At 57.9% G+C, this 24,698-nt stretch carries 15 protein-coding genes; 12 read left to right on the top strand and 3 right to left on the bottom strand.

The annotated features are described in order from the left end of the window. Positions 1-12: 12 nt before the first annotated feature. From N018_RS16965 to N018_RS16975, 3 genes are all read left to right on the top strand, one after another. Positions 13-1,290 carry an MFS transporter gene (locus N018_RS16965; protein WP_025390299.1) on the top strand — a complete coding sequence of 426 codons (1,278 nt, stop codon included), beginning with the start codon at positions 13-15 and terminating at the stop codon, positions 1,288-1,290. Positions 1,291-1,539: 249 nt separating this feature from the next. Further along, positions 1,540-1,788 carry a hypothetical protein gene (locus N018_RS16970; protein WP_024647101.1) on the top strand — a complete coding sequence of 83 codons (249 nt, stop codon included), beginning with the start codon at positions 1,540-1,542 and terminating at the stop codon, positions 1,786-1,788. A 59-nt stretch (positions 1,789-1,847) separates the two neighbouring features. Then, on the top strand, positions 1,848-4,538 hold the full coding sequence (locus N018_RS16975; RefSeq protein ID WP_025390300.1) for a beta-glucosidase: 2,691 nt from the start codon (positions 1,848-1,850) through the stop codon (positions 4,536-4,538). 60 nt (positions 4,539-4,598) lie between these two features. Here N018_RS16975 and N018_RS16980 read toward each other — a convergent pair whose 3' ends face one another. Then, the gene (locus tag N018_RS16980; RefSeq protein ID WP_025390301.1) at positions 4,599-5,243 is read right to left on the bottom strand and encodes a TetR/AcrR family transcriptional regulator; all 645 of its coding nucleotides are present in this window, start codon (positions 5,241-5,243) and stop codon (positions 4,599-4,601) included. 593 nt (positions 5,244-5,836) lie between these two features. Between N018_RS16980 and N018_RS16985 the strand changes: the two genes are divergently transcribed. The 8 genes from N018_RS16985 to N018_RS17020 all read left to right on the top strand — a co-directional run bounded on the left by N018_RS16985 (position 5,837) and on the right by N018_RS17020 (position 19,800). After that, the gene (locus N018_RS16985; protein ID WP_025390302.1) at positions 5,837-9,223 is read left to right on the top strand and encodes a toxin VasX; all 3,387 of its coding nucleotides are present in this window, start codon (positions 5,837-5,839) and stop codon (positions 9,221-9,223) included. Further along, positions 9,220-9,903 carry a hypothetical protein gene (locus tag N018_RS16990; RefSeq protein ID WP_025390303.1) on the top strand — a complete coding sequence of 228 codons (684 nt, stop codon included), beginning with the start codon at positions 9,220-9,222 and terminating at the stop codon, positions 9,901-9,903. The genes N018_RS16985 and N018_RS16990 overlap by 4 nt, the downstream gene beginning before the upstream one ends. Before the next feature lie 404 nt (positions 9,904-10,307). Continuing rightward, a complete protein-coding gene (locus N018_RS16995; RefSeq protein WP_038401385.1) occupies positions 10,308-13,187 on the top strand; it encodes a PAS domain-containing hybrid sensor histidine kinase/response regulator in 2,880 nt (959 codons plus the stop codon). Positions 13,188-13,360: 173 nt separating this feature from the next. Then, the gene (locus N018_RS17000) at positions 13,361-13,969 is read left to right on the top strand and encodes a TetR/AcrR family transcriptional regulator (RefSeq protein ID WP_024647107.1); all 609 of its coding nucleotides are present in this window, start codon (positions 13,361-13,363) and stop codon (positions 13,967-13,969) included. A gap of 364 nt (positions 13,970-14,333) precedes the next feature. Continuing rightward, entirely contained in the window at positions 14,334-15,965 is a 1,632-nt protein-coding gene (locus N018_RS17005; protein ID WP_024647108.1) for a methyl-accepting chemotaxis protein, read from the top strand. Positions 15,966-16,056: 91 nt separating this feature from the next. Beyond that, entirely contained in the window at positions 16,057-16,878 is an 822-nt protein-coding gene (locus N018_RS17010; RefSeq protein ID WP_024647109.1) for an aldo/keto reductase, read from the top strand. Positions 16,879-17,040: 162 nt separating this feature from the next. Further along, positions 17,041-18,057: a transporter gene (locus N018_RS17015; protein WP_024647110.1), complete on the top strand. Its 1,017-nt coding sequence runs from the start codon at positions 17,041-17,043 to the stop codon at positions 18,055-18,057. Positions 18,058-18,183: 126 nt separating this feature from the next. Next, complete coding sequence (locus tag N018_RS17020; RefSeq protein ID WP_024647111.1) at positions 18,184-19,800, top strand: inorganic phosphate transporter; 1,617 nt, start codon at positions 18,184-18,186, stop codon at positions 19,798-19,800. Between the two features lie 689 nt (positions 19,801-20,489). Here the strand turns inward: N018_RS17020 and N018_RS17025 are convergent. Together N018_RS17025 and N018_RS17030 are read right to left on the bottom strand one after the other, a co-directional pair. Continuing rightward, complete coding sequence (locus tag N018_RS17025) at positions 20,490-21,653, bottom strand: HlyD family secretion protein (protein ID WP_024644930.1); 1,164 nt, start codon at positions 21,651-21,653, stop codon at positions 20,490-20,492. Further along, complete coding sequence (locus N018_RS17030; protein ID WP_024644931.1) at positions 21,650-23,329, bottom strand: MFS transporter; 1,680 nt, start codon at positions 23,327-23,329, stop codon at positions 21,650-21,652. The genes N018_RS17025 and N018_RS17030 overlap by 4 nt, the downstream gene beginning before the upstream one ends. 270 nt (positions 23,330-23,599) lie before the next feature. Between N018_RS17030 and N018_RS17035 the strand changes: the two genes are divergently transcribed. After that, positions 23,600-24,697 (top strand): enoyl-CoA hydratase/isomerase family protein, encoded by a 1,098-nt coding sequence (locus N018_RS17035; protein ID WP_024644932.1) that lies wholly within the window; start codon positions 23,600-23,602, stop codon positions 24,695-24,697. Position 24,698: the final 1 nt, after the last annotated feature.

Below are 24,698 nucleotides of genomic sequence, written 5' to 3' on the forward strand. Positions count from 1 at the left end.
AGGGATTCCCCCATGCATCAATCGCGTTTTTTTGGCAGACACGTCGTCGCGGCTACGTTCCTGATGGCTGTTTTTGGCTGGGGAATCGGCTTTTACGGCCCACCGATATTCATGTATGCGGTTATACAAAGAACCGGCTGGTCGCCCGCCCTGTGCGCGACTGCCGTGACGGTACATTTTCTGGCAGGGACACTGATCGTCATCAATCTGCCTGCGCTCTATAGGCGCATAGGTCTCCCGTGGACAACCGTATCAGGGGCAGTCATTCTCGCCGTCGGCGTCTTCGGATGGTCGATTGCCCTGCAGCCCTGGCACCTGTTCATCGCTGCGATGCTGAGCGGTTTCGGATGGGTGACGATGGGCGCGGCAGCGGTCAACGCAACCATCTCGCCCTGGTTTATCAGCAAGCGCCCCGGGGCATTGGCGATGGCCTATAACGGCGCGAGCATCGGCGGTGTGGTCTTTTCGTCAGGCTGGGTATACCTGATCGGCAGGTTCGGGTTCAGCATCGCGGCAATCGTGGTGGGTGTGCTTTCAATCGCCGTGATTGCCCTGCTCGCTTTTAGCGTATTCCGGTTCAGACCTGAACATCTGGGCCAACACCCCGACGGCATTCTCCAGTCAGCCATTGATCTGCCTTCATTCAAGGACGCTGCCCCCATACCGTTGCACAGTAACCGGCAATTCATCACGCTGGCCGCTGCTATGTCACTCGGCCTGTTTGCGCAGATAGGCCTGATCAGTCAGATGTTCCTGCTGCTGGTGGGTCATGTCACTGAACAGCGCGCAGGGCTGGCAATGGGCATCGCGACGGCCAGCGCCATCGCCGGCAGATCGCTGTCCGCCAGACTGATTCCGCGCAGCCCCTATCGGCGCAACGTCGCCTGCCTGAGTTATGGCTGTCAGTTGCTGGGCTGTCTGGCCTTGCTGTTTATCAGCGTAAACCCTGCGTGGTTATGGGCCGGGATGATTCTTTTTGGGCTGGGCATCGGTAATGCGACTTCGTTGCCGCCACTGATCGCGCAGGCCGAATTCCCCCGTCAGCAGGTAGCACGCGTGGTGACGTTGATTGTTGCTATTGCACAAGGCTGTTATGCGTTTGCACCGGCATTTTTTGGCGCTGTACGGGCTCTGTTCAGTGGGCCGCACAGTGAGCAACTGACCTTGACGCTGGCTGCGGGTATTCAAGGGCTGGCGATGCTGGCGCTTATCAGCGGTCTTCGCACGCATCAAAAAGCCGTCAAAAATAGGCAAAAACAGAGTGATCGCTCTGTTTCTATAAAAGAATAATTATTTCTTTAAACGCTGTAAAAACAATAAAATATTGCTTAAAAAGTTAAATTCTTGCTTTTTAAAATCGATATTTTATAAAAATAAAGATCTTAAAAACAAACTTATCGAATATATAAAATTACACTCGTGTATTTTATATTCCTGTACTTCTCATTCGTCACACGTTCTTGAAACTGCCCGCCAGTGCCCATGGGCGGCTGGCGGACATACCCACTTGCCTCACACTTCTGTTCGGAGACTTTCCCGATGGCCAGACGCTTGCTGCCCGTTGTTGCCACTTTGCTGACCTGCCTCAGCGCCTTTTCCGTGTCAGCCGCTGACAAGGAAAACCCTCTGCCCGAGACGTCGAGCGAGCGCCGCGTGCAGGTCGATACCCAGCGCGACAGCATCACGGGCGCTGACAGTACCGCTCAAAAAACATCCGGCGGCGCGCAGGCGATTATCGATGCCCCGATCGAAACCGCAGACGCACCTGCCGGCAACGAAAAGCGCTGAGCCGGGCATTGACGCACATCACCTCCCCAAGGCATTACGTAAGGAATAGCTCCGTGTCCATGATCAAACAAGGCTTAGGCTTGAGCGTACTCGCGCTCAGTGTGGCCCAGGCAAGCACCGTGCTCGCCGTGACCCCGATGACAGGCAACGAAGTCGAGGCGCGAGTCGGCGCCATGCTGGATAACATGACGCAGTCGGAGAAGATCAATTTCTCGCGCGTCGACGACGGACGAATGATCCCCAAGCTGGATAAATTCAACCTGCAAGGCACGGTCGCCTACGATTCGGCGATGGGTGTACTGGTCGGCGGCAAGACGTTCGGCGCACAGTACCCTTCGCCCTCCGCCCTGGCGGCAACCTGGAGCATCAACCGGGCCAAGGAATTCGGTCTGGCCATCGGCTACGAAACCCGCATCGCGGGCGGTCAGCAGATGCTGTCGCCCGCCATCAACCTGTACCGGACGCCTTTCAACGGCCGGGCAGCCGAGTACATGAGCGGCGAAGATCCGTTCCTTGGTGCGGTGTTGGCGCCTGCGGTGACCAACGGTATTCAGGTTCAAGGCGTCCAGGCGGCTGCCAAGCATTACCTGATGAACGAGCAGGAAGCGAACCGTCACTATCTGGATGTGAAGATCGACGAGCGCGCGATGCAGGAACTGTATCTGCCTGGCTTCGAGTCGCTGGTCAAGAACTCAAATATCGCGTCGATCATGTGCGGCTACAACAAGATCAACGGCGAATACGCCTGTGAAAACCATCACCTCATCACCGATATCCTGAAAGGCCAATGGGGCTTTCAAGGTAACGTCATGAGCGATTTCAATTCGGTTCAGGACGCCTTCAAGGGCGCGTGGGCAGGCACCGACATCGACATGCCGAGCGGGCTTCAGTTTACCGAAGCCAAACTGCTGCCCTATGTCTGGAACGGTCAGTTGCACCAGAACGTGATCGACGACAAGGTGCGCAGAAACCTGCGGGCGCTGGTCAGTTACGGGTTTGATAAAGGCATTAACAAGGCGCAGCCTCTCGAACATCGCGAGTACGGCCAACTGGCCGCACTGAACGTTGCCCGGGAAGCCATCGTGCTGCTGCGCAATGAGCCTGTAGACGGACAAAAGCCGCTGCTGCCACTGCCTAGAAGCGCAAAGATCGCGGTGATCGGTGATATGGCCGTACAACCACCCACCGCACCGTTCGGCACCGCTTACTCGGCGCCAGCCAGCTATGTCACTGAAGTGAGCGGGCTCAAGCAACTGGCGTCAAATGCATCGAACGTCGACTACCTGCCGCAGATGAGCCTGAATCCGAAATCGTCGGTCTGGTATCAGCCAGGTACCGACAAACAGGCCATCAGCAATACCGGCGTAAAAGCCGAGTATTACGCCAATACCTCGTTGTCGGGCGATCCGGTGGCCACGCGCATCGAGCCGGGCGTCAACCTGGACTGGATCACCAGCACCAATACCACCGATAACGGCGCCAGCACGGTCAGCGGCTATACCCCTTCGCCAGGTTCGTTCTCTGCCCGTTTCACCGGCAAGATCAAACCGACGATCTCGGGTCCACATGTGTTCAAGGTGCGTGCCGATGGTCCTTACAAACTGTGGATCAACGACGAGCTGGTGCTTGAAGATGAAGGCGCACAAGTCTCGTTCGACCTGATTCCAGTTGTGCCGCGCACCGTCAAGACACCGAATCTCAAGGCGGGTACCGAATACAACGTACGTCTGGAATATCGCCGGATGAAGGGCAACTTCACCCCGGTACTGGGTGGCATGAACGGCGTACAGATGAGCTGGGCTTCGTTGCGTCCGCCGAAGAATCTGGCTGATTACGATGCTGTGGTGGTAGCAGCAGGCAGCAACTTCGAATACGAAGGTGAATCTCTTGATCACCCGTTCGAACTGCCGCAGTTCCAGTCCGAGTTGATCAGCTTCATTCAGAAAGCCAACCCGAAAACCATCGTGGTCATGCACGGCGGTGGCGGTATGGACATGCAACCTTGGGCAGACAAGGTGGCCGCATCGCTGCACGCCTGGTTCCCGGGTCAGCAAGGTGGGCAGGCCTTGGCCGAGATCCTGTACGGCAAGGTCAACCCATCGGGCAAACTGCCTATCACGCTGGACAAGAAGGCGCAGGACAACCCGAGTTACGCATCGTATTCAAACCCGGTGCCGTACTATTTCAGCAGTGCTAATCCACCCGTTGAAATGACCTACAGCGAAGGCCTTTACCTGGGCTACCGCGGCTACGACAAGAAGCACACCAAGCCGCTGTACCCGTTCGGTTTCGGGCTGTCTTACACCACGTACGCGTACAGCGATCTGAAGCTGTCGAGCAACGTACTGGCCCCGGGTGCGACCATTCAGGCCAGCTTTACGGTCACCAACACGGGCGACAAGGCCGGTTTTGAAGTGGCGCAACTGTACGTGCAACCTTCCAAACCGCAGGTTGATCGCCCCGAGAAAGAGTTGAAAGGCTTTTCCAAGGTTTACCTGAAGCCTGGCGAAAGCAAGACCGTCACGATAGCGCTGGATTCGCGTTCGTTCGCTTACTACTCCGCCGATTCAGTGAGCTGGAATGTTGACCCTGGCAAGTTCAAAGTGCTGGTGGGCAAGGACTCGGAAAGTCTGACCCTCGACCGCACAGTGGTAGCACTTTATCCCGAAAAGTTGACCACTCGCGATTCCAACCCCCTGCCAATACCGCTGCGCAACGCAGTACAAGTCAAGCCAGAACAGGCTTACTAAGCAGCAATAGTCAGTCAGCAAGCGTGATCGGTGGTCGAAAGGCCACCGATTGCGTGACTGCTAATCAATGGTTGCCTGGCGCTTTGTCAGATCCTGCGCCAGTCGCTCCAGAAACCTCGCAAATGCCCCTTCTATCTGGACGTCACCCGGCGACCGGAGCCATTGAATCTGCATACCGTCCATCATCGAAGCTATCTCCACACTGATCTGCTTTACGTCGATGTCCGGTCGAATGGCACCTGTCTTGACCAGCGAATTCAGATGAGCCTGAAGATGGCCGTGAACAATCCCGAAACGTTCGCTGAACCAACGGTGCGCCGGGTGCGTGACCGACAGGCTTTCCGTGTTGATGATCATCAACGCCTGGCTGACCGAGGCATCCTCAATGCTGAAACTCATGACCAGTTTCAGGAACGAGATGAAGCCTTGCAAAGAGCCGTCCTGATCCGCTTCCTGCAGTCTTGAGGCAACATACTGGTCGCGATGTTCAAGAACGGCCTGCAGCAGCGCTAACTTGTTTGGAAAGTGATGCAACAAGCCTACTTGTGAGATACCGGCAACTTTGGCGATATTTGTCAGTGAGGCACCGGCATACCCATCTCGCGCGAAAATGATCATGGCCGCTTTGATGATCTCGACCTTACGCAGATCGCCTTTGGGGATACGGCGTCTGGCTGGCAGAGGTGGATCGGACTTCACAAACATAGGGGGCGTACTGTTCGCATAGGGGTCATCATTCCTTCCTCCCCGTTAACCGCCTTCAGACTCTGGATCTCAGGCAGACAGAAAAGGCCATATTGCGTCTCTGCAAATATGAAATCGTAGCACGTAGCCGTCCCCGGCCCTGTACGAAAAGTCGGTGCGCGAAGACAGGTGACCGAAAGAGCGCTTGTCGTGCCAATACTGCGTTGGCATGCCGTTCTTGACGCTCTGCGTCATCTGGCTGCGGGCAATGAGCACCAAGTTGTCCCACCGGCCATTCACCGGCACTCAAAGGCTGCCTTTCCCGTTAATGATCACATGCCTTGATGCGCAAAATGCTGCGCATGCAATAGCCAGCAAAACAGGCAGCGACATACATCTCGGGCCCAGCGGAAGATAAGAGGCACTTGCGCACAGGTGCGCAAACGCCTGCGCACTATTTCAAGATTTTCCACTTAAACCTGATCATCTTTTTTACATGAAACTCTTATCCCTATGTTTTAAAACAATAAAAATATTAGCGGCACATATTTTGGAATGTAGATCTCCCTTATATCGGGCGAAATGGCTCGTTTTCTGCGGAGAGAAGACCTCGCATGACCGAAAAATACGGCACCCGCCAACAGCGACGTGCGACACACTTTCCAAAAACGCCTGCCACGGCCACCAGCCTGTGCCCCTTCCGAGGTCCGAACATCGCCATCGTGCCGGTGCGCTATGCGCTGGATCGCTCGCGCTACGACACTGATCCCAAGCAGCTGAAGCCGCTGACAAAAGATGGCAAATGGGCCCGCCTGCCGAAGCTGAAGACACGCAGCTACACCTTGCGCCAGCTGTACGACGGTTACGTTTACGTATTCGACGAAACCGCCCAAACGCTGCATGAATACGTCGCCTCAGCCATCGGCGGCCATCTGAACCGAATCGTCTGGACAGACGCGCACATCGGCAACGACCAGCGGAACAGTGCCAGCGACGGTCAGCCCTTTCTGCTCTACCCACGCAGCAATCTGTTGCACATTGCCTTTTCGCCCGTACAGTGGACGTGGCGTCTCTGCGAGCACATGCGTTCCAACCCGCCAAGCCGCGCGTTATGGATGAAAGCGCTGGACCTGAAACGCTACTGCATCACCATGGCCGAGCCCGACACCCTGCCGCTGAACCGCATCGCCGAAGTGGTCGCGGATATCGACGAAGGTAAGGTGGTTGAAGATGGCCGTTTTGCAGATTCGGCGATTCCCACTGCTTGCCCGCCTTCGGATGACAATGTAACCCAAGCGCTGTTTTCACCACTGGGTGCCGACGTCTTTTGGCGGGGCAGCGTCGACGATCAGGACAGTTCGCTGCTCATCGCCCTCGACGATCCGCTCGCCGTTTTCAACGACCTGGGCATGCAGTTGGCGGCCGATCAGGCGGCATACCTGAACTGGCAGGCCGAACACGAACACAAGATCCAGATCGCCCAGACCGTCACCACGCTGTGTGGCGCGGAAAGCGAGCAGGAGAAACTGCCCGCCTCGGTGCGTGGCAATACGCTACTCACACATCAGTACCTGAGCGACGTCGAAGCATATTTCGAGCAATGCATCCTCGAAGAAGCGCAGATCAGCAGCAGCTCGGCTCCCGGCGACTTTCTGCTGCTGCCGGACATGTTCAAAAGCCTCGACCTGCGTAAAGCGATCGAAGCCCGTTATGGCAGCGCACCCTCGGAACAAGGCCTGCAAGTCTGGAAAGATCGCCACAAATGGCGGCGCGAAGTCGATCTGAACGGTGCGCGTCAGTACCTGTTGCAGCATCTATCGACCGGCGAAAAAGGGCTGCAACAGGTGCGTGACACGCAAAGCGATTTCCAGCATTGGGCGACACGCCTGGGCACCGAACCGCTTAAGCTGTTCATTGACACCACAAACCCGAAAAACCTGCTGTATTTGCAGATGATCATGCTCAACCTGCAGATCATCTACGCTCAGGACGACGCCGCAAACGCCTGGCTCGCCGAGCAGGAAGCCAACACCAGCAGCCTGTTCGGCACCTTGCGCTATGGTTTTTCGCCCACCCTGAAACACGCCCTGCATCAAGAAGCCGATGCGCTGCTCAACGGCCTCGGCGACGTCACCAACCTGGCCACCCGCGTCGGCGAACTCAATGGCGCGCTTAATCACCAGGGCTTCGCCGACAAACCGTGGATGAAGTCGCTGAAACAGTCGGCTCAAGACACCTTCAAAGCACTTGGCGAACTTTCCAGCGGCGCAGGCAAGGCGACACTCGAAAGCATCCTGCTGGCCTGGGTGCCCATCGACAGCCGTCTCACGGTGGGCAAACAGCAGAACATCGTTGCGTTGATTCGCACGCTGCTGATCGGCCAGGTTCTGCTCGACTCGCCAGCACGCATCGCGATTAATCAGCACGTTATTACACAACTGAAACAGTGGATACGCGAGTGGCGGGTGCTCGACAAACAGATCAGTGATACGCGCCGTAGCTGGCAATATCCAACTGCCTACCAACCCCGCAAAAGCATCGCACGCGACCTGGCGGCCCATCAGCAGAAACTGCGCGCGCATGAACTGAGCCTGCCTGCCCTGCTCGACTTCCAGAACAACGAGTATGCAAAACAGTTGCAGAGCGAGATCCGCCAGTACGCCCAGACCGGCAAAGACTGGCTCGCCCAGGCCAAACGCTGGATCGACAACCTGGGCGGTATTGCAGGCTCGATCACGTGGGGCGTGATCATGCTCAACTTCATCAACACCGCCCTCACCTACCGGGACCTGACGAGGGACGGTGATTTCAGTGTGAAGGACATTGGCAAAGTCACTTACGGGTTGGGGTATAGCTTCAACTTGCTGATGGCGGTGTATGTCGAGGCGCCCTGGAACGCGATCAAGAATGCGAAGCCAGTGCTGATTGATGGCAAGAATGTCGGGATTCTTGACAAGTCGGCGGCTTACTGGAAGGCGAAAGGCAATGTCGCATGGGCGGAAGCTATAGGTGGGTTCAGAGGCTCGATGATAGCGATGGGGGCGTTTGGGATAGCAGCGGCTACGTTGGAATTAAAAGATATTTCTGAAGATTTTAACGCCGCTAGAACATTACAAGAAAAAACCGCTATTGCTGTAAAGGGCATCGCTGTATTCGCAATGGGGGCAGGTTCAATCATTCAGCTACTTGCAGGAGTTTCTCCTGCCAGCACACCTACAATTATTGCAACTGGCTCATGGTTCAGTGTCGCGCTGCTGGTGGCCGGTTTTATTTACCTCTTTGCTACAATGGCCTTGAATTATTTTAAGCAAGACAGTATCGGCTGGTGGCTACGCAGGTGCTGTTGGTCGAGGACCATAGACTATCGGTACCCCGACTCTACCAAGGGAAAGTATGAAGAAGCTCGCGCACTACTGGAGATTCAATTATCACCTCAAATTTATGTAAAAAGCACTGTACATTATGAAGACCGTTATCTTGGTAAAGGCGATTACATAAGCGTAGCAGTGCAAAACGGCGCGGGGGTACACGTACGCCTGCCGGGCATGGTAAGAGGGCACTCCGTACATTTCAACGTTATCAGCAGCAAAAGACCATGGGGTGTATTGCCTGTAGAAAAGATAGATCACCCAATACATGAAAGCTTTCTGGACCGAGGGCAATTTAAGAAGGCTGAGCAGTTCGGGACACTTACCAACACGCCGTCGGGCAAAGCGAGCGAAGACTTAACGTTCCCCCGGATGCCACCCGAGAACGAAGACGTCATCTGGGAAACCTGGGTGCCACTCGACAAGGGCGCAACGTATCTGGAGTTGCAAATCTGGTACCCGACCACCCTGATAAGTCCCGGCGGGGATGATCGTGGTTATCTGTTTCAGATGGAGCTGGGCATAAGAGGCGATACTGACGTTGATGGTTTGGATACTGTGGAACTTGAAGTAAAAGCCTCCAGCAGGATGGGTTCCCTCACCCTGGAAGTCGCAGAGAGCACACCGGTATGACTCAGCAAGAAACAGCCTTGGATCTGCCGAAAAGCAAAGACCTTTTAAACTGGAAAATCAAAACACTTGCGAGAGCGCCTAAAGAGATCATGATCACGCAGCTTGGATTTACTGCCATCTATCTAGTCGCGTGCTCACTTTATATCTGGGGGAGCTGGAAACCATTTGTAGAAACTCCCCAATTACTGGTGGGCACGATATTAGCGCTTGCAGGTATTCTTGCCTATTTCGTAGGCCTGCTCATACGCCAGAAAACCATCTACAACTACAACATCAAAACCGACCGAGCCTCTGTCGAGTACTGCCTCCACTACCCCGACTTCGCGTCCGGCCTGTTCAAAGGCATCGCCCTGTTCGTCATCATGATGTTCGTTCTTGTCGCCCTGATCACCGGCTCGCTACTCTTCCTGGTCGGCCCGGTAGCCATCGCGTTCATCGCAGCCATCAAGCTACTGAGCTGGGAAAACCCCGTTCATCATGAACGGGGCCTGCCATGGGGCGAGTACAACTTCGTCACCGTCGACCGCAAGCGTCTGATGATCGTCACCCACCGCACTGACATCACGCTGGGCTTCGAGGCTCGATTCAAGCACGAGGTACTGTTCAAGAAATACCTGAACTTCCTCCACACCGTGCTCCCCTCCACTGCTGAGTTCACCGAAAAGGCCTGGAAAGGGTGACAGGTTTCTATCATCCGGATATCGGTCAGGTCTGCGAGCAACACGTTCCTAAAGAAACCAGAGCAGAAGCCGATGTGTAGCAAGAACACTGGCTGTGATTTTTCAAGTGAATTACAGCGATTTTCGCAACAGGCTGCCAAAACACTGTAATTTGCCAGCCTCTGCTCGCCCGTGATTCCGGTCCATCGAAGTGTGTTCAGGCGGCATTGTATGGTGATCGCCATAGAAAACATCTTTTACCTGATCGGGACTGCAACACGCTTTAAACTGCCTCCAACGCAAAGCAAACGCAAACCTCGATAAACTTCTGATTCAATTGCTCAAAGCAGGTCGCGAACACGCCAGCCTGTCAAACACTTTACCTGTGAGCCGGAGGCGCTCTGAAATACCTGACCCGTGAAGAGTTGGAAGCGCAAGTTGCGCACCTGCAAAAGGCTCTTGAAGAATCCGGCATCAAGCCTGGTAACAGCCGCACAGCATTGGCCAGCCGTGAAGCACGCCATCGCGCAGTGTTCGAGAGCGCGGTGGATTTTGCCATGATCCTGACGGACCCCGCGGGCGTGATTACCGACTGGAACCCGGGTGCCGAACATGTTCTGGGCTGGAGCGCCACGGAAATGCTGGGTCAGGCTGCCGAGCGCTTTTTCACGCCCGCCGATCGGGCCAGCGGTCAGATCGTGCGTGAAATGCAACTCGCGCTGAGCGCTGGCCATGCGGCAGATGAACGCTGGCATTTGCGCAAGGACGGCCAGCTTTTCTGGGCGTCAGGCGAGATGATGCCTTTGCAGGGTGACAGCAACGAACACCTGGGTTTCGTAAAGATCCTGCGCGACCGCACCGCTGAGCACCTTGCAGGCAGAGCGACCGAAGAAGCCCAGGAGCGCTACCGGCTGGCTGCCAAGGCGACCAACGATGCGATATGGGACTGGGACTTTGCAGCCAACCATGTGCTCTGGAATGATGCGCTGGAACAGGCTTATGGCTACCCGCTCGCCACGCTGGATACGTCGGGCGAGTGGTGGATCGCCCAGATCCACCCCGATGATCGCCAGCGTATCGACGCCTCCATTCATGCGGTGATTGATGGCAGTGGCACTGCGTGGAGCGATGAATACCGCTTCCGTCGTCTTGACGGGTCCTACGCCGATATCCTGGACCGTGGTCATGTGATCCGTGACGCCAAAGGCAAAGCGATACGCATGATCGGCGCGATGCTCGACATGTCGCAGAGGCGCAAGGCGGAAACCGCACTGCGTCAGAGCGAAGAGCGCTCCAGAGCCATGCTGGAAACCATTGAGGCCGCGTTTGCCATCATTGAGGTCAAATTCGACGCCAACGACAGCCCGGTGAACTATCGCTTCATCGAAGCCAACCCCGCATTCGAGCGTCAGGCAGGTGTCGACCTGCGCGGCAAATGGGTCACCGAGTTCGCGCCGGACCTGGAGCGTTTCTGGTTTGAAGCCTATGGTCATGTCGCGAAAACGGGCGAGCCCACCAGCTTCGAGAACTATGCCAAGGCCTTCGAACGCTGGTTCGAAGTCAAGGCGGTGCGTGTTGGTGACCCCGCTGACCGACAGATTGCGGTCATCTTCAGTGATGTCACTGCGCGTCGGGATGCCGAGGAACGCCTGCGCACCAGCGAGGCGCTGGCGCGCGAGAACGTCGAACGCGTTCAGCTCGCCCTGGCCGCGGGTGCGATTATCGGCACCTGGCACTGGGACCTGCCGACTGATCGCTTTACGGTCGATGAAGCCTTCGCCAGAGCATTGGGTCTTGATCCGGCGTTGGGGCGCGAGGGTCTGAGGCTGGAACAAATCATTGCCACCGTACATCCCGAAGACCGGCAAGGTCTGATCGATGCGATCAACGCGGTCGTCAGCAATGGCGGCGTTTACGCCCATCAATATCGGGTGTGCCGCACAGACGGCAACTACTACTGGATCGAGGCAAACGGTCGTGTAGACCGGGCCACAGATGGCACCCCATTGAGCTTCCCGGGCGTACTCATCGACGTTGATGAGCGACGCACCATTGCTGCTGAACGAGACCGGGCCACAGCAGCGCTGCGCTCGCTCAATGACACGCTTGAGCAGCGCGTGGCAGCACGTACCACCGAGCTCATGCAAGCTGAAGAGAAACTGCGTCAGTCGCAGAAAATGGAAGCGGTCGGGCAACTGACCGGAGGTCTCGCCCACGACTTCAACAACCTGCTGGCCGGTATTTCCGGCGCTCTGGAACTGATGAGCAAACGGATCGAACAAGGCCGCTGGAGTGACGTGGACAAGTACATTGTCACTGCCCAGGGCGCTGCAAAACGCGCCGCAGCACTGACCCACCGGCTGCTGGCCTTCTCTCGTCGCCAGACACTGGATCCGCAGCCAACCGATGTGAACCGATTAATGAGCGGGATGACGGATCTGATCCAGCGTACCGTAGGCCCCAGCATCCTGGTCGAAACCAGCGGCACCATCGGGCTCTGGCCCACGCTGGTCGATGCAAGCCAGCTTGAGAATGCACTGCTGAACCTGTGCATCAATGCCCGCGATGCCATGCCCGACGGCGGACGCATCACGATCGAGGCAAGCAACCGATTGATCGAAGGCGGCACTGCACAGGTCCACGACTTGCCCGAAGGACAGTATTTATCGTTGTGCGTGACCGATACCGGCACCGGCATGCCACCAGAAGTCATCGCCAAGGCCTTCGATCCCTTCTTCACCACCAAACCGATCGGTCAAGGCACTGGCCTTGGGCTGTCGATGATCTACGGCTTCGCCAATCAATCTGGCGGCCAGGTACGTATCCAGTCGGAAGTGGGCAAGGGAACCGCGATCTCCATCTATCTGCCGCGCTACGACGGTGCGGCGGTCAGAGATGAAAGCGCTGTCGACAAAGCTCCGGTCCAATTCACGCGGTCTGAAGAAACGATCCTGATTGTGGACGACGAACCTACAGTGCGCATGCTGCTCACGGATTCCCTGGGTGATCTCGGCTACACGCTGATCGAGGCAGCCGACAGCCTGGCTGGCCTCAAACTGCTGCGTTCTGATGTGCACATCGATCTGCTGATCACCGACGTAGGCTTGCCCGGTGGTATGAACGGGCGGCAAATGGCCGATGCCGGACGAGAGGTCCGCCCGCACCTGAAAACCCTGTTCATCACCGGTTATGCAGAAAATGCGGCCATTGGCGATGAGCAACTCGGCCCGGGCATGCGCGTGCTGACCAAGCCATTTGCGATTGATGTACTGGCGTCCCGTGTACAGGAACTGATGAGTTCCTGACTCAGGGGTGGCGTTCATGCCAGATGCGTGTGAGCGCTGCCGCGCACTGCGGTAGATCGTGGCAAATGACGAATGGGGCGTGCAGCACCCTGCCCTGTCCTTGTGCATTGAGCGCCGTGCAGACCCGGTGCTACCATGCGCGACCGCCATGCAGGCAAGGGAATAACCGGGTCATGAGCAGTATCCGCGAGCGCAACAAACACCTCATCCTGCGTGCTGCCAGCGAGGAATTCGCCGACAAGGGCTTCGCCGCCAGCAAGACCAGCGACATCGCCGCCAAGGCCGGCGTCCCCAAGCCCAACGTCTATTACTACTTCAAGTCCAAGGAAAACCTCTACCGCGAGGTCCTGGAAAGTATCATCGAGCCCATCCTGCAAGCGTCGACGCCCTTCAACCCCGAAGGTATCCCGGCCGAAGTGCTCAGCCGCTACATCCGCTCGAAAATCCAGATATCCCGTGACCTGCCCTCCGCCTCGAAAGTCTTCGCCAGCGAAATCATGCACGGTGCTCCGCACCTCACACCGGAGCAGATAGAACAGCTCAACGACCAGGCCCGGCACAACATCGAGTGCATACAGGCGTGGATCGACAGCGGGCAGATCGCCCCGATTGATCCTCACCATCTGATGTTCACTATCTGGGCCGCGACCCAGACCTACGCCGACTTCGACTGGCAGATTGCGACGGTCACCGGCAAGGCAAAACTGGAGGACGCAGATTACGAGGCCGCCACGCAGACCATTCTCAGGCTGGTGCTCAAGGGCTGCGAGCCGGATCGCTGAACAACCGGCTGTTGAGTGAACAACTTTTCTGCAGACGCAAAAAACCCGCCGAAGCGGGTGGTATTGCAACATGACCATTCCAACATCCTGTCAGTAGCCTCCTGGCAATGGTCGATCCTCCCTGATCACCGCAACGTTCCTTCGCTGCAGCTGTTGAATTGGATCCTACATGGACTCGGGGAGAGTCGATAGCGTCAATGGCGTCTCTTGATGTAAGCCATTCGCCATACCTGATTATTCCGATAAAAATGTGAACTTGATCTCATGTTTGCCCAGGGCGCGCCGAGATGCTTGAAAGGCTGCGCTATCCGGCTTCGCGCCGGTTGGCCTCTGGAAAAGAAAAATAATGGATATAGGGAAGATCATGAATATGCGCAGTTTGTCCATCAGCCGTCGCTTGTGGCTGATTCTTATCGTTTCTGTGCTGATGCTCCTGGTCCTCGCAGCCGCACTGCTCAGGCAGACGCATGAAGATCTGTATCGGGCGAAGGCTGAAAAGACCATGCACGTGGTGCAGACAGCCAGTGGCATCCTCACGTTCTACCAGGGGCTTGAAGCCGCTGGCAGCATGACGCGCGAAGCAGCACAGCAACAGGCGCTGAAAGAGATAAAGAGCCTGCGCTACAACCAGAGTGACTACTTCTGGATCAATGATCTGCAGCCCGTGATGATCATGCACCCCACCAACCCCAAACTTGAAGGGCAAAACCTGTCGGCTATCAGGGATCCGGACGGCTTTGCGGTGTTCAATGAAATGGTCACGCTTGTCAAAAGCAAAGGCGCAGGCATGGTCAATTATCGCTGGCCGAAGCCGGGCGCCAGCGAGCCGGTGAAAAAGACTTCTTACGTGCAGCTGTTCCAGCCATGGGGCTGGATTCTCGGCTCCGGCGTGTACGTGGATGACGTCGCGGCGGAGTTCAAGGCTCAGTTGTTGAATGCGGGGATGTTTATCGCAGGCATTGTGCTGGTGATGGTGCTGCTTCTGACCATGATCGTGCGCAGTATCGTCCGTCCGCTCAGAGCAGCAGTCGACGCGATGGCGAATATTGCCAGTGGCGAAAGTGACCTGACCCGCACCCTGGAAACCCACGGCAAGGACGAAATCACCGAACTGGGCACCCACTTCAATGGCTTTATCGCCAAACTGCGCAACGTTGTCGGCCTGTTGCAGAATTCGTCTGTGGCACTGGGACAGGCGGCAGGCGAATTGGGCAGCAACGCCGAGCAGGCGCAGAACCGCAGCCAGCAGCAATCGCAGCAAATGGACCTGGTTGCCACTGCCGTCAACGAAGTGACCTACGGCGTGCAGGATGTCGCCAAGAATGCCGAGCACGCCGCCAGCGAAATGCGCGATGCCGAGTCGCAGGCTCGACAGGGTCAGGTCAACATCGACAACAGCCTGCGCCAGATCGAACACCTTTCCGGAACCATCGGCCAAGCGGTTGACGTGATGCAGAGCCTGGCCAGCGAAAGCACGCAGATCGGCAGCGTACTGGAGGTGATCAGTTCGATTGCCGAGCAGACCAACCTGCTGGCACTCAACGCGGCCATCGAAGCAGCACGTGCCGGCGAACAGGGTCGCGGCTTTGCCGTGGTGGCTGACGAGGTGCGCCTGTTGGCTCAGCGCACGCAGAAGTCGACTGCAGAAATCCAGAGCATGATCGAGCGCCTGCAAAAGCATTCCGATGCAGCGGTCAAGGTCATCGGCGACAGCAGCCGCTCTTCGCAACTGACCATCGAACAGGCCAACCAGGCGGGTCAGAGCCTGACCTCCATCAGTCAGGCGCTGCGCAACCTCAACAGCCTGAACGCGTCCATAGCCAGTGCAACTCTGCAACAGACGCACGTGGTGGACGACATCAACCAGAACGTGACTCAGGCGGCACAATTGTCCCAAAGCACTGCACTGGCTGCCGAACAGTCCACCTCGGCCAGCCAGCATCTGCGAGCCCTGAGCGAAGAACTGAACACCCTGCTGCGACAGTTCAGGGTTTGAATTTTTATTAAGCAACGGCGCACGGAACCTCGTGCGTCACTTGTTGCCTGAGACCTGCTCACTTAACGGCTAATTTATAGGCGGGGGTCACATGCGCACACTGGAATTGGCAGGCAGTACCGTACCAGTGCTGGGTCAGGGCACTTGGCACATGGGTGAAAAAGGGCATCTGCGCTCGGCGGAAATTGCCGGGCTGTGTCTGGGCATCGAACTGGGCCTGACCCTGATCGACACCGCCGAGATGTACGCCGACGGCGCGGCTGAAGAAATCGTCGGGCAGGCCATCGCCGGCCAGCGCGACAAGGTGTTTGTGGTCAGCAAAGTCTACCCGCACAACGCCAGCCGCAGCGGTATCCCGACCGCCTGTGAGGCCAGCCTGCGGCGAATGAATACCGATTACATCGACCTCTATCTGCTGCACTGGCCGGGTCAGTATCCATTGACCGAAACCGTAGAGGCATTTGAGCGCCTGCGCGAATCCGGCAAGATTGGCGCTTGGGGCGTGTCCAATTTCGACGTGCCAGACATGATCGAGCTGAACAACCCGCGCTGTGCCACCAATCAGGTGCTGTACAACCCTGAACAACGTGGCATCGAGTTCGACCTCATGCTGTGGAGCGCGGACCGCCACCTGCCGTTGATGGCGTACTGCCCTATCGGCCAGGCAGGCGATATGCTCTACCACCCTGCCCTGCATGAAATCGCCAGACGCCACAACGCAACACCTGCGCAGATATCACTGGCCTGGGTGTTGCGTCAGGACAACATGATTGCCATCCCCAAGGCGACCAACCCGGAGCACATCCGACTGAACGTCGCAGCCGAGCAGATCCGTCTGACCGAACAGGACCTGGCCGACATCGACCTGGCCTGGCCGGCACCCACCCGCAAGCAGCCACTGGCAATGGTTTGACCCTATAGGTCCGGCTCCAGTAACTGAATGGCCGCTGAACGCGGCCAGCGTCATGGCAAGAAAGGAAATACTCCGCAACAAGCTGTCACAAATATGAAATAACCCGTTGTCATCATGCGCCAATCGCCTCCCCTGTCCGGGCCAGGCCGCATGTGGACAGCCATGAATCACAGCATCGTGCACCATCAGGATTCCGACCTCTTCGGCCTGCTCTATGGCTTCCGCTTTCGCCACGGTGAAAGCGGTCAGGAAATCGGCGCGACTGCCGCGCTGGATTACCTGCAAAACCCGCCGGATGAAAATGACTTTATCTGGTTGCATCTGAACCTGTCGCACGCGGCCTGCGAGCGTTGGATGAAAACCACGCTGGACTTGCCGGAGGAATTCTTCGAGGCGCTGCACGAGGGCTCGCGGTCGACCCGCATCGAACACGTCGATGCCACCCTGCTGGCGGTGGTCAACGACGTGGTATTCGATTTCAACCGGCTGTCGACCGACATTTCAACATTGTGGGTCTGCGCTCGCCAGCGCCTGCTAATCACCGCGCGACTGCAACCGCTGCGCTCGGTAGACAAGCTGCGTTCGGCAGTCAAACATGGCGAGCAGTTCGACTCCCCCATCGAACTGCTGGCGCATCTGCTCAGCGATCAGGGCGAAGTCCTGACCCAGTTTCTGCGCAAGACCAGCGTCAATGTCGACCGTATCGAAGACCAGCTTCTGTCACAGCGTCTGAGCAACAACCGCTCCGAACTGGGAGCCATGCGCCGGGTGCTGGTACGCCTGCAACGTCTGCTGGCGCTGGAGCCAGGTTCGCTGATGCGCCTCCTGCATCGCCCGCCGCAGTGGCTGCGCGAACAGGATGCGCAGGCGCTGCGCCAGTCCATCGAAGAATCCTCACTGGTGATCAACGACCTCACGGCACTGGGCGAACGCATCAAGCTTTTGCAGGAAGAAATAGCTGCGAACCTCAACGAACAGAGCAGTCGCACCCTGTTTACCCTGACCGTGGTAACCGTGCTGGCGCTGCCAATCAACATCGTTGCGGGTTTCTTCGGCATGAACGTCGGCGGCGTACCGCTAGCATCAGACCCTGAAGGTTTCTGGATTCTGGTAGCGCTGGTGGCGACCTTTACCCTGGTCGCGGGCCGTTGGGCCTTTCGCAAGCGCGGAGACTACTAAGCCGGTCTCTGGGCGGTGCCGGTTGTCAGAAATCTGGCGCAACCGCGCAATCATTTGTTACATGTCTCATCTTTGTCATATTTTGCAATGACCATGTCAATAATCTTTCAATCCAGGATTGCGCACATGGCTACAAATGCACTTTCTCCCGATGCCGGCGCCCGGGCGAGCCTGTCGGCCAGTCAATTCGGTCGCAAACCCAGCCGAATGACCATGATACTTTTCTTCGTGATCCTCATCGCGGGCCTGTTGTTCACCGGCTACAGCCTCAAGCAGGACGTGGACGACATGGGCACGGTGGTCACCACCTGGACACCTTTCGTACTGCTGGGTGTGGCGCTGCTGATCGCACTGGGCTTCGAATTCGTCAACGGCTTTCATGACACCGCCAACGCGGTCGCAACGGTGATCTACACCCACTCCCTGCCGCCCGGTTTTGCCGTGGTCTGGTCGGGGTTTTTCAATTTTCTGGGCGTCATGATGTCCAGCGGCGCGGTGGCGTTCGGCATCATCGCCCTGCTGCCGGTGGAACTGATTCTGCAGACCGGTTCATCGGCAGGCTTCGCGATGATCTTCGCGCTGCTGATCGCGGCCATCATCTGGAACCTGGGCACCTGGTGGCTGGGCTTGCCAGCGTCCTCGTCGCACACACTGATCGGCTCGATCATCGGTGTCGGTATCGCCAACGCGTTGATGCACGGACGTGATGGCACCAGCGGTGTGGACTGGTCGCAGGCCACCAAGATCGGCTACTCGCTGCTGCTTTCGCCATTGGTCGGGTTCGGCTGTGCCGCGCTGCTGTTGCTGGCCATGCGCATGTTCATCAAGAATCGCGCGCTGTACAAGGCACCCGAAGGCAACGCACCGCCGCCGTTGTGGATTCGCGCCATGCTGATCGTGACCTGCACCGGCGTGTCATTTGCACACGGCTCCAACGACGGACAGAAAGGCATGGGCCTGATCATGCTGATCCTGGTCGGCACCCTGCCGATGGCTTACGCGCTGAACCGCACCATGCCTGCCGAACAGTCGACTCAGTTCGCTGCCGTGGCAGAAGTCACCCAGCAGGCGCTGACGCGCAGTGTCCCGCAACCCGCACCGGACGATTCGCGCAAGACGCTTTCCGCTTATCTGGTCAGCAAACAGGCCAGCCCCGAGCTGATCCCGGCGCTGGCGGTCATGGCCGGCAAGATCGGCGACCAGGTCGCCAGCTACGGCTCGCTGTCGAAGGTGCCTGCCGAGGCCGTGACCAACGTACGTAACGACATGTACCTGACGTCGGAAACCATCCGTGTGATGGAAAAAAACAAGGTCGGCAATTTCGACGTCGATACCCAGAACAAGCTCGATGCTTTCAAAGAGCAGATCGACAATGCCACGCGCTTCATTCCGACCTGGGTCAAAATCGTGGTGGCCATCGCCCTCGGGCTGGGCACCATGGTGGGCTGGAAGCGCATTGTCGTGACCGTCGGTGAGCGGATCGGCAAGACCCACATGACCTACGCACAAGGCGCGTCGGCAGAAGTCGTGGCGATGTTCACCATCGGCGCGGCCGACATGTACGGGCTGCCGGTATCCACTACGCATGTGCTGTCGTCCGGCGTGGCCGGTTCTATGGTCGCCAACGGCTCCGGCCTGCAAATGCGCACCCTGCGCAACCTGGCCACTGCCTGGGTACTAACCCTGCCGGCGGCGATCCTCTTGTCAGGTTCGTTGTATTGGGTGTTCAGCAAGCTGTTCTGACACCTGTCGCGATGAGCCCTGCTCTCCGGGAAGGAGCGAGCCGTTGCCACGCCGCAATTTGATTATCGTGCCGACGCTCCGCGTCGGCATGCAGTTCGTGACGCTCTGCGTCACACAACGGTTCTGCGATGTCAGGTGGTTTGAGGTTCGGCTCAGGTCACCTTTTTGACTATCGTGCCGACGCTCCGCGTCGACATGCAGTTCGTGACGCTCTGCGTCAGCAATCTCTGATGCGAGACAATGCTATGACTTACCTACCAGCCGCTGCCAACGAAGCGCTTTTCGATCGCGATGGCACTGACGACGCAGAGTGCGACGTTAGTGACGGCTGAGTCCTGGCGCTGATCCGGGGGTAACTCGGCATGGATGCCGAGTTAGCCGCACCGGGCCATGGATGGCACGTTGCGGCGACCCCCGGATCAGTGACAGGGCGAAGGAACCCGACGAAGTCGGGCCGGAAACAGGAGCGAGGGGCTTTGGTTACTTTGGCCCCATCAAAGTAACTCGCCGAGGGGCGAAAAGGTGACCTGAGCCGGACACCGACCTACCTGACATCACAAAGCCGCTGTGTGACGCAGAGCGTCACGAACCGCGTGCCTACGCGGAGCGTTGGCACGATATTCAGCTTGAATCAGATCGGATCGGACCTGCGTCTAGCAAAGTCCCAGCTGTCACGATCGTCCAGAGGTTCAGCGCACAGTCGAATCCGGCGGCACGTCCCCTTCCGCACTGGTATCGATACTCACCACTACCGACATGCCTGGCCGCAGGTGTTCAAGCATCGGCTGATCGGCGTCGACGACGATGCGTACCGGGATGCGCTGGGAGATTTTCACGAAGTTGCCGGTCGCATTGTCGGCGGGCAACAGGCTGAACTCCGAGCCTGCGGCAGGCGAGATTCTTTGTACGTGGCCGTGCATTTGGTAGCCGTCCAGCGCATCGACGGTGAAGCTTACCGGCTGGCCGAGACGCACATTGGCCATTTGAGTTTCTTTCATGTTGGCGACGATCCAGCGCTGTTCAGGCACCAGCGCCATCAGTTGCGCACCCGAATTGACGTAGGCCCCAAGACGCACACCTATCTGCCCCAACTGCCCGTCACGCGGCGCGACGATGCGAGTGTTGTCCAGATCAATGCGTGCCAGTTCGACAGCCGCTTGCGCGTTGGCAACCGACGCTTCCAGCGAGCCCCGGTTGACGATAACGGTTTGCAGATCCTCACGGGCGATCAGCAGCACCGCCTTGGCTTCTGCAACCGCCGCATTGGCCTGGGCATCAGCAGCCTGGGTCACATCCAGCTCGCTTTTCGACACCGAGCCATCGGTCACCAGCGCCTTGTTGCGACGCAAGTCGGCAGCGCTCTTGCGGCTCTGCGCAATACTGTTCTGCAATTCGGCCTGACGCTGGCCAATGGTCGCCTCGGCACTGCGGCGCTGCTGCAGGTTATTGGCCAGCGAGGCCTTCTGTACGGCGAGCTGCGCCTCGGCCTGGTCCAGACGCTGCCGATAGATGCGGTCATCCAGTCGCACCAGCAGGTCGCCCGCCTTGACGAACTGAAAGTCCTGCACAGGCACTTCATGGACATAACCGCTCAGTTGCGGCCCGATCAGCGTGGTCTGGCCTTTTACCTGTGCGTTTTCGGTGCTTTCGATAGGGCTGCCGAAGGGCGGCAGCTGCCAGGCGTACAGCACCACCAGCACACCGACCAACGCGACAGCACCGAAAATCACCGAAGAAACGATCCGCTTGCGGGCCGAACGCGGCCGACTGGTAACCGGAGACTTCAGCGGCGCCGGAGCCGGTGAAGATGAGCTGCGAGGTACTTCGGTATCGCGGGTATTGGATTCGGTCATGAAGATCTAACGCCGGAATGGGGTACGGAAGGCGAAACGGCAGGTGCAACAGGGGCCAACGCTTGAGGTTGGGTGGTCATTTTCAGCCACAGCGTGCGCAGTGAAATCCAGATCATGGTCAACACGGCAATCAGTGCGATCAGCATGAACACATCGTTGTAGGCCAGCACATTGGCTTCGCGTGTCGCGGCCGTAGCCATAGCGCGGATGCCCTGGCTATTGCGCAGGGCCGGGTCGGCGATGACTGAACCATAGCTGGCGCTGTAACTTTGCAAGCGCGCCTGTACAAGCGGGTCGATCAGCGTCAGGTGCTCGACGATGTGACTGGAATGAAATTTCTCGCGCACGATCTGAAAGGTGCCCAGTGCAGCAGACCCGATCAGGCCGCCGATGTTCTGCGTAATCCCGAACAGCACCGAAAAGCTCACCATGTTGCGTGGGTTGGCCAGCACACCGCTGATGCCCAGCACCAGCGTTGGCCCAAGGAAAAACGTACCGCCAAAGGCCAGCAGAAACTGGCTGAGGTACATGTTCGATTGCCGGGTCAGGTTGGTCGAGTGACTGTCCATCCAGGCACCGACCGCCATCATTGCCAGGGAAATCAGTAGCGGCTTGATCAGGTGCGCCGGGTTGATGGTCATCGCACTCACTGCAAGGCCCGCGACGCTGCCCAGCAACATCACCATATACAGCGTATGCAGTTGCTGACTGCCCATGTTCAGCGCTTGAAGAAAACCAACGGCACCTACCGACTGTTCGGACAACACGATGCGGAACAGGATCACCGCCAGACCCAGGCGCAGAATCGCCCCACTGCCCAGCCAGCGCGTGATCAGTAATGGGTTGCTGCGGTTATGTTCGATGGCCAGCCCTGCGCAGATCAACGCAATCGACAACGCCGAGGCGATACCGATCCACGGCGCTTCCAGCCACCACTCGATACGCCCCAGCGACAAGACCGCGCAGAACAGCGCGAAACCGCTCGCCAGCAGGCCAAACGTCAGAAAATCCAGCTTCTCGAACGCCTTGAAACGATCACCCGGCGGCAGTTTCAAAAGTAGCACGCAACCGAGCGAAAGCAGCGCCATGCCCAGCTCAAAGAGGTAAAGGCCACGCCACTGGGCAATCTGCAACAAGTCTTCCGACACCAGCCGGGCCAGAGGCGTTGCCAGCTGGGCGGTGCCAATTCCCAATACCAGCGCCTTGAGCCGCCACTTTTGCGGGAAAGCCTGAATCATGTAATACAGCCCAAGGGTGCTAAGCGCCGCCCCGACCATGCCGTGCGCGGCCCGCACAGCGATGGCCGAATCGATGTCATTGACGAACAAATGCGCCAGGGTCACCAGCGCGTAGAGCACCAGAAACAATTCGGTGAATGCGCGCAGGCCGAACTGCTGGCGAAATTTCACCAGCAGCAGGTTCATCGACACGTTGGTCATGATGTACGCGGCCGGTAGCCAGGCAATGTCTTGCGAGGTCGCCCCCAACGCGCCTTGCAGATAAGGCAGGTTGGCAATGACCAGCGCGTTGCCAAGGCCGCCGGTCAACGCGACGATCACCCCCACCAGCGCAAACGCCCAGCGTCGCGCGGTGGAATGCAGCGGCGTCGACGGCGAGCCCGGCATGGTCGGGCGCTCGTGGGCAGCCCATTCACGTGGCGCGTATTTATCGCTCATGAAGCGCGTTCATGGAAGGAGTCTGGCATGGTCGGAACCTCGGGAATGCCATTGTGTGACACTCGTGACTGTCAGAATACTCATCCGCTTGCAATGATTCCTGTGCCATAAGGTCTGAAGCGTGCGAACAAGGAAAAATGATGGCTATTTGAAACTTCTGGCTATGCTTAAACGCAGTTTTGCTTTGCAGATTTGCGCTGCTAGGATCTGCTGCGATGCTGCAATACACGCCAGAACAAGAAAAAAGCGCAATCGAACAAGGAGTTCAGAATGAGTTCACAGGTTTCATCCGCTCGCTCGGTTCGGCAGCCCACCAGCCGACATGCGATTGCTATCGATGTGCGTAACCACATTGGTCATCTGACCCTCAATCGTCCCGAAGGCCTGAACGCGATCGATCTGGACATGGTTCGCACGCTGCAGCATCAGCTCGACCGCTGGGCCGACGATCCAGCGGTCCGCGCAGTGGTCTTGCGTGGAGCAGGCGAAAAGGCTTTCTGCGCAGGTGGCGATATCCGCTCGCTGTACGAAAGCCACCAGAACGGGCAGGACCTGCATCACAGCTTTTTTGCCGAAGAATATGCCCTGGACCTGAGCATTCATCGCTACCGCAAGCCCATACTGGCATTGATGGACGGCCTGGTACTGGGCGGTGGCATGGGGCTGGTTCAGGGAGCTGATCTGCGCGTGGTCACCGAACGCAGCCGTCTGGGCATGCCGGAAGTCGCCATCGGTTATTTTCCAGACGTGGGCGGCAGTTATTTCCTGTCACGGCTGCCCGGCGAACTCGGCACCTGGCTGGGCGTCACCGGTTCACAGATCGGCGCTGCCGACGCGTTGTACTGCGGTCTTGCCAATTGGTCGACACGCAGCGAGCAACTGCCCCGGCTCGACCATATGCTTGATCACCTGAAATGGAAATCGACACCTTTAAAGGATCTGCAAGGCGCACTGGCCAAACTGGCCACCCAGCGCCTGCCTGAGCCGCCGCTGGAAGCCCTGCGTCCGGCCATCGATCACTTTTTCGGCCGACGTACCATTACCGGCATGCTGGAACAACTGCAGGAAGTGGCGATAGGCGATACCCGTCAATGGGCGCTGGACACCGCCTCCCGCATGCAAGCGCACTCACCGCTGGCCATGGCGGTGACCCTGGAGATGCTGCGCCGAGGGCGTCATCTGTCACTGCAAGCCTGCTTCGCCATGGAGCTGCATCTCGACCGTCAGTGGTTCGAACGCGGAGACCTGATTGAAGGGATACGTGCCCTGATCATCGATAAAGACAAAAAGCCGCAATGGAAACACCGCAGTGCGCAGGACGTCAGTGCCGCGCACGTCGACAGTTTCTTCAGCGGTATGGAGGTTTGAG

The sequence above is a fragment of the Pseudomonas syringae CC1557 genome (genome assembly GCF_000452705.1).
Taxonomy (GTDB): Bacteria; Pseudomonadota; Gammaproteobacteria; order Pseudomonadales; family Pseudomonadaceae; genus Aquipseudomonas; species Aquipseudomonas syringae_F.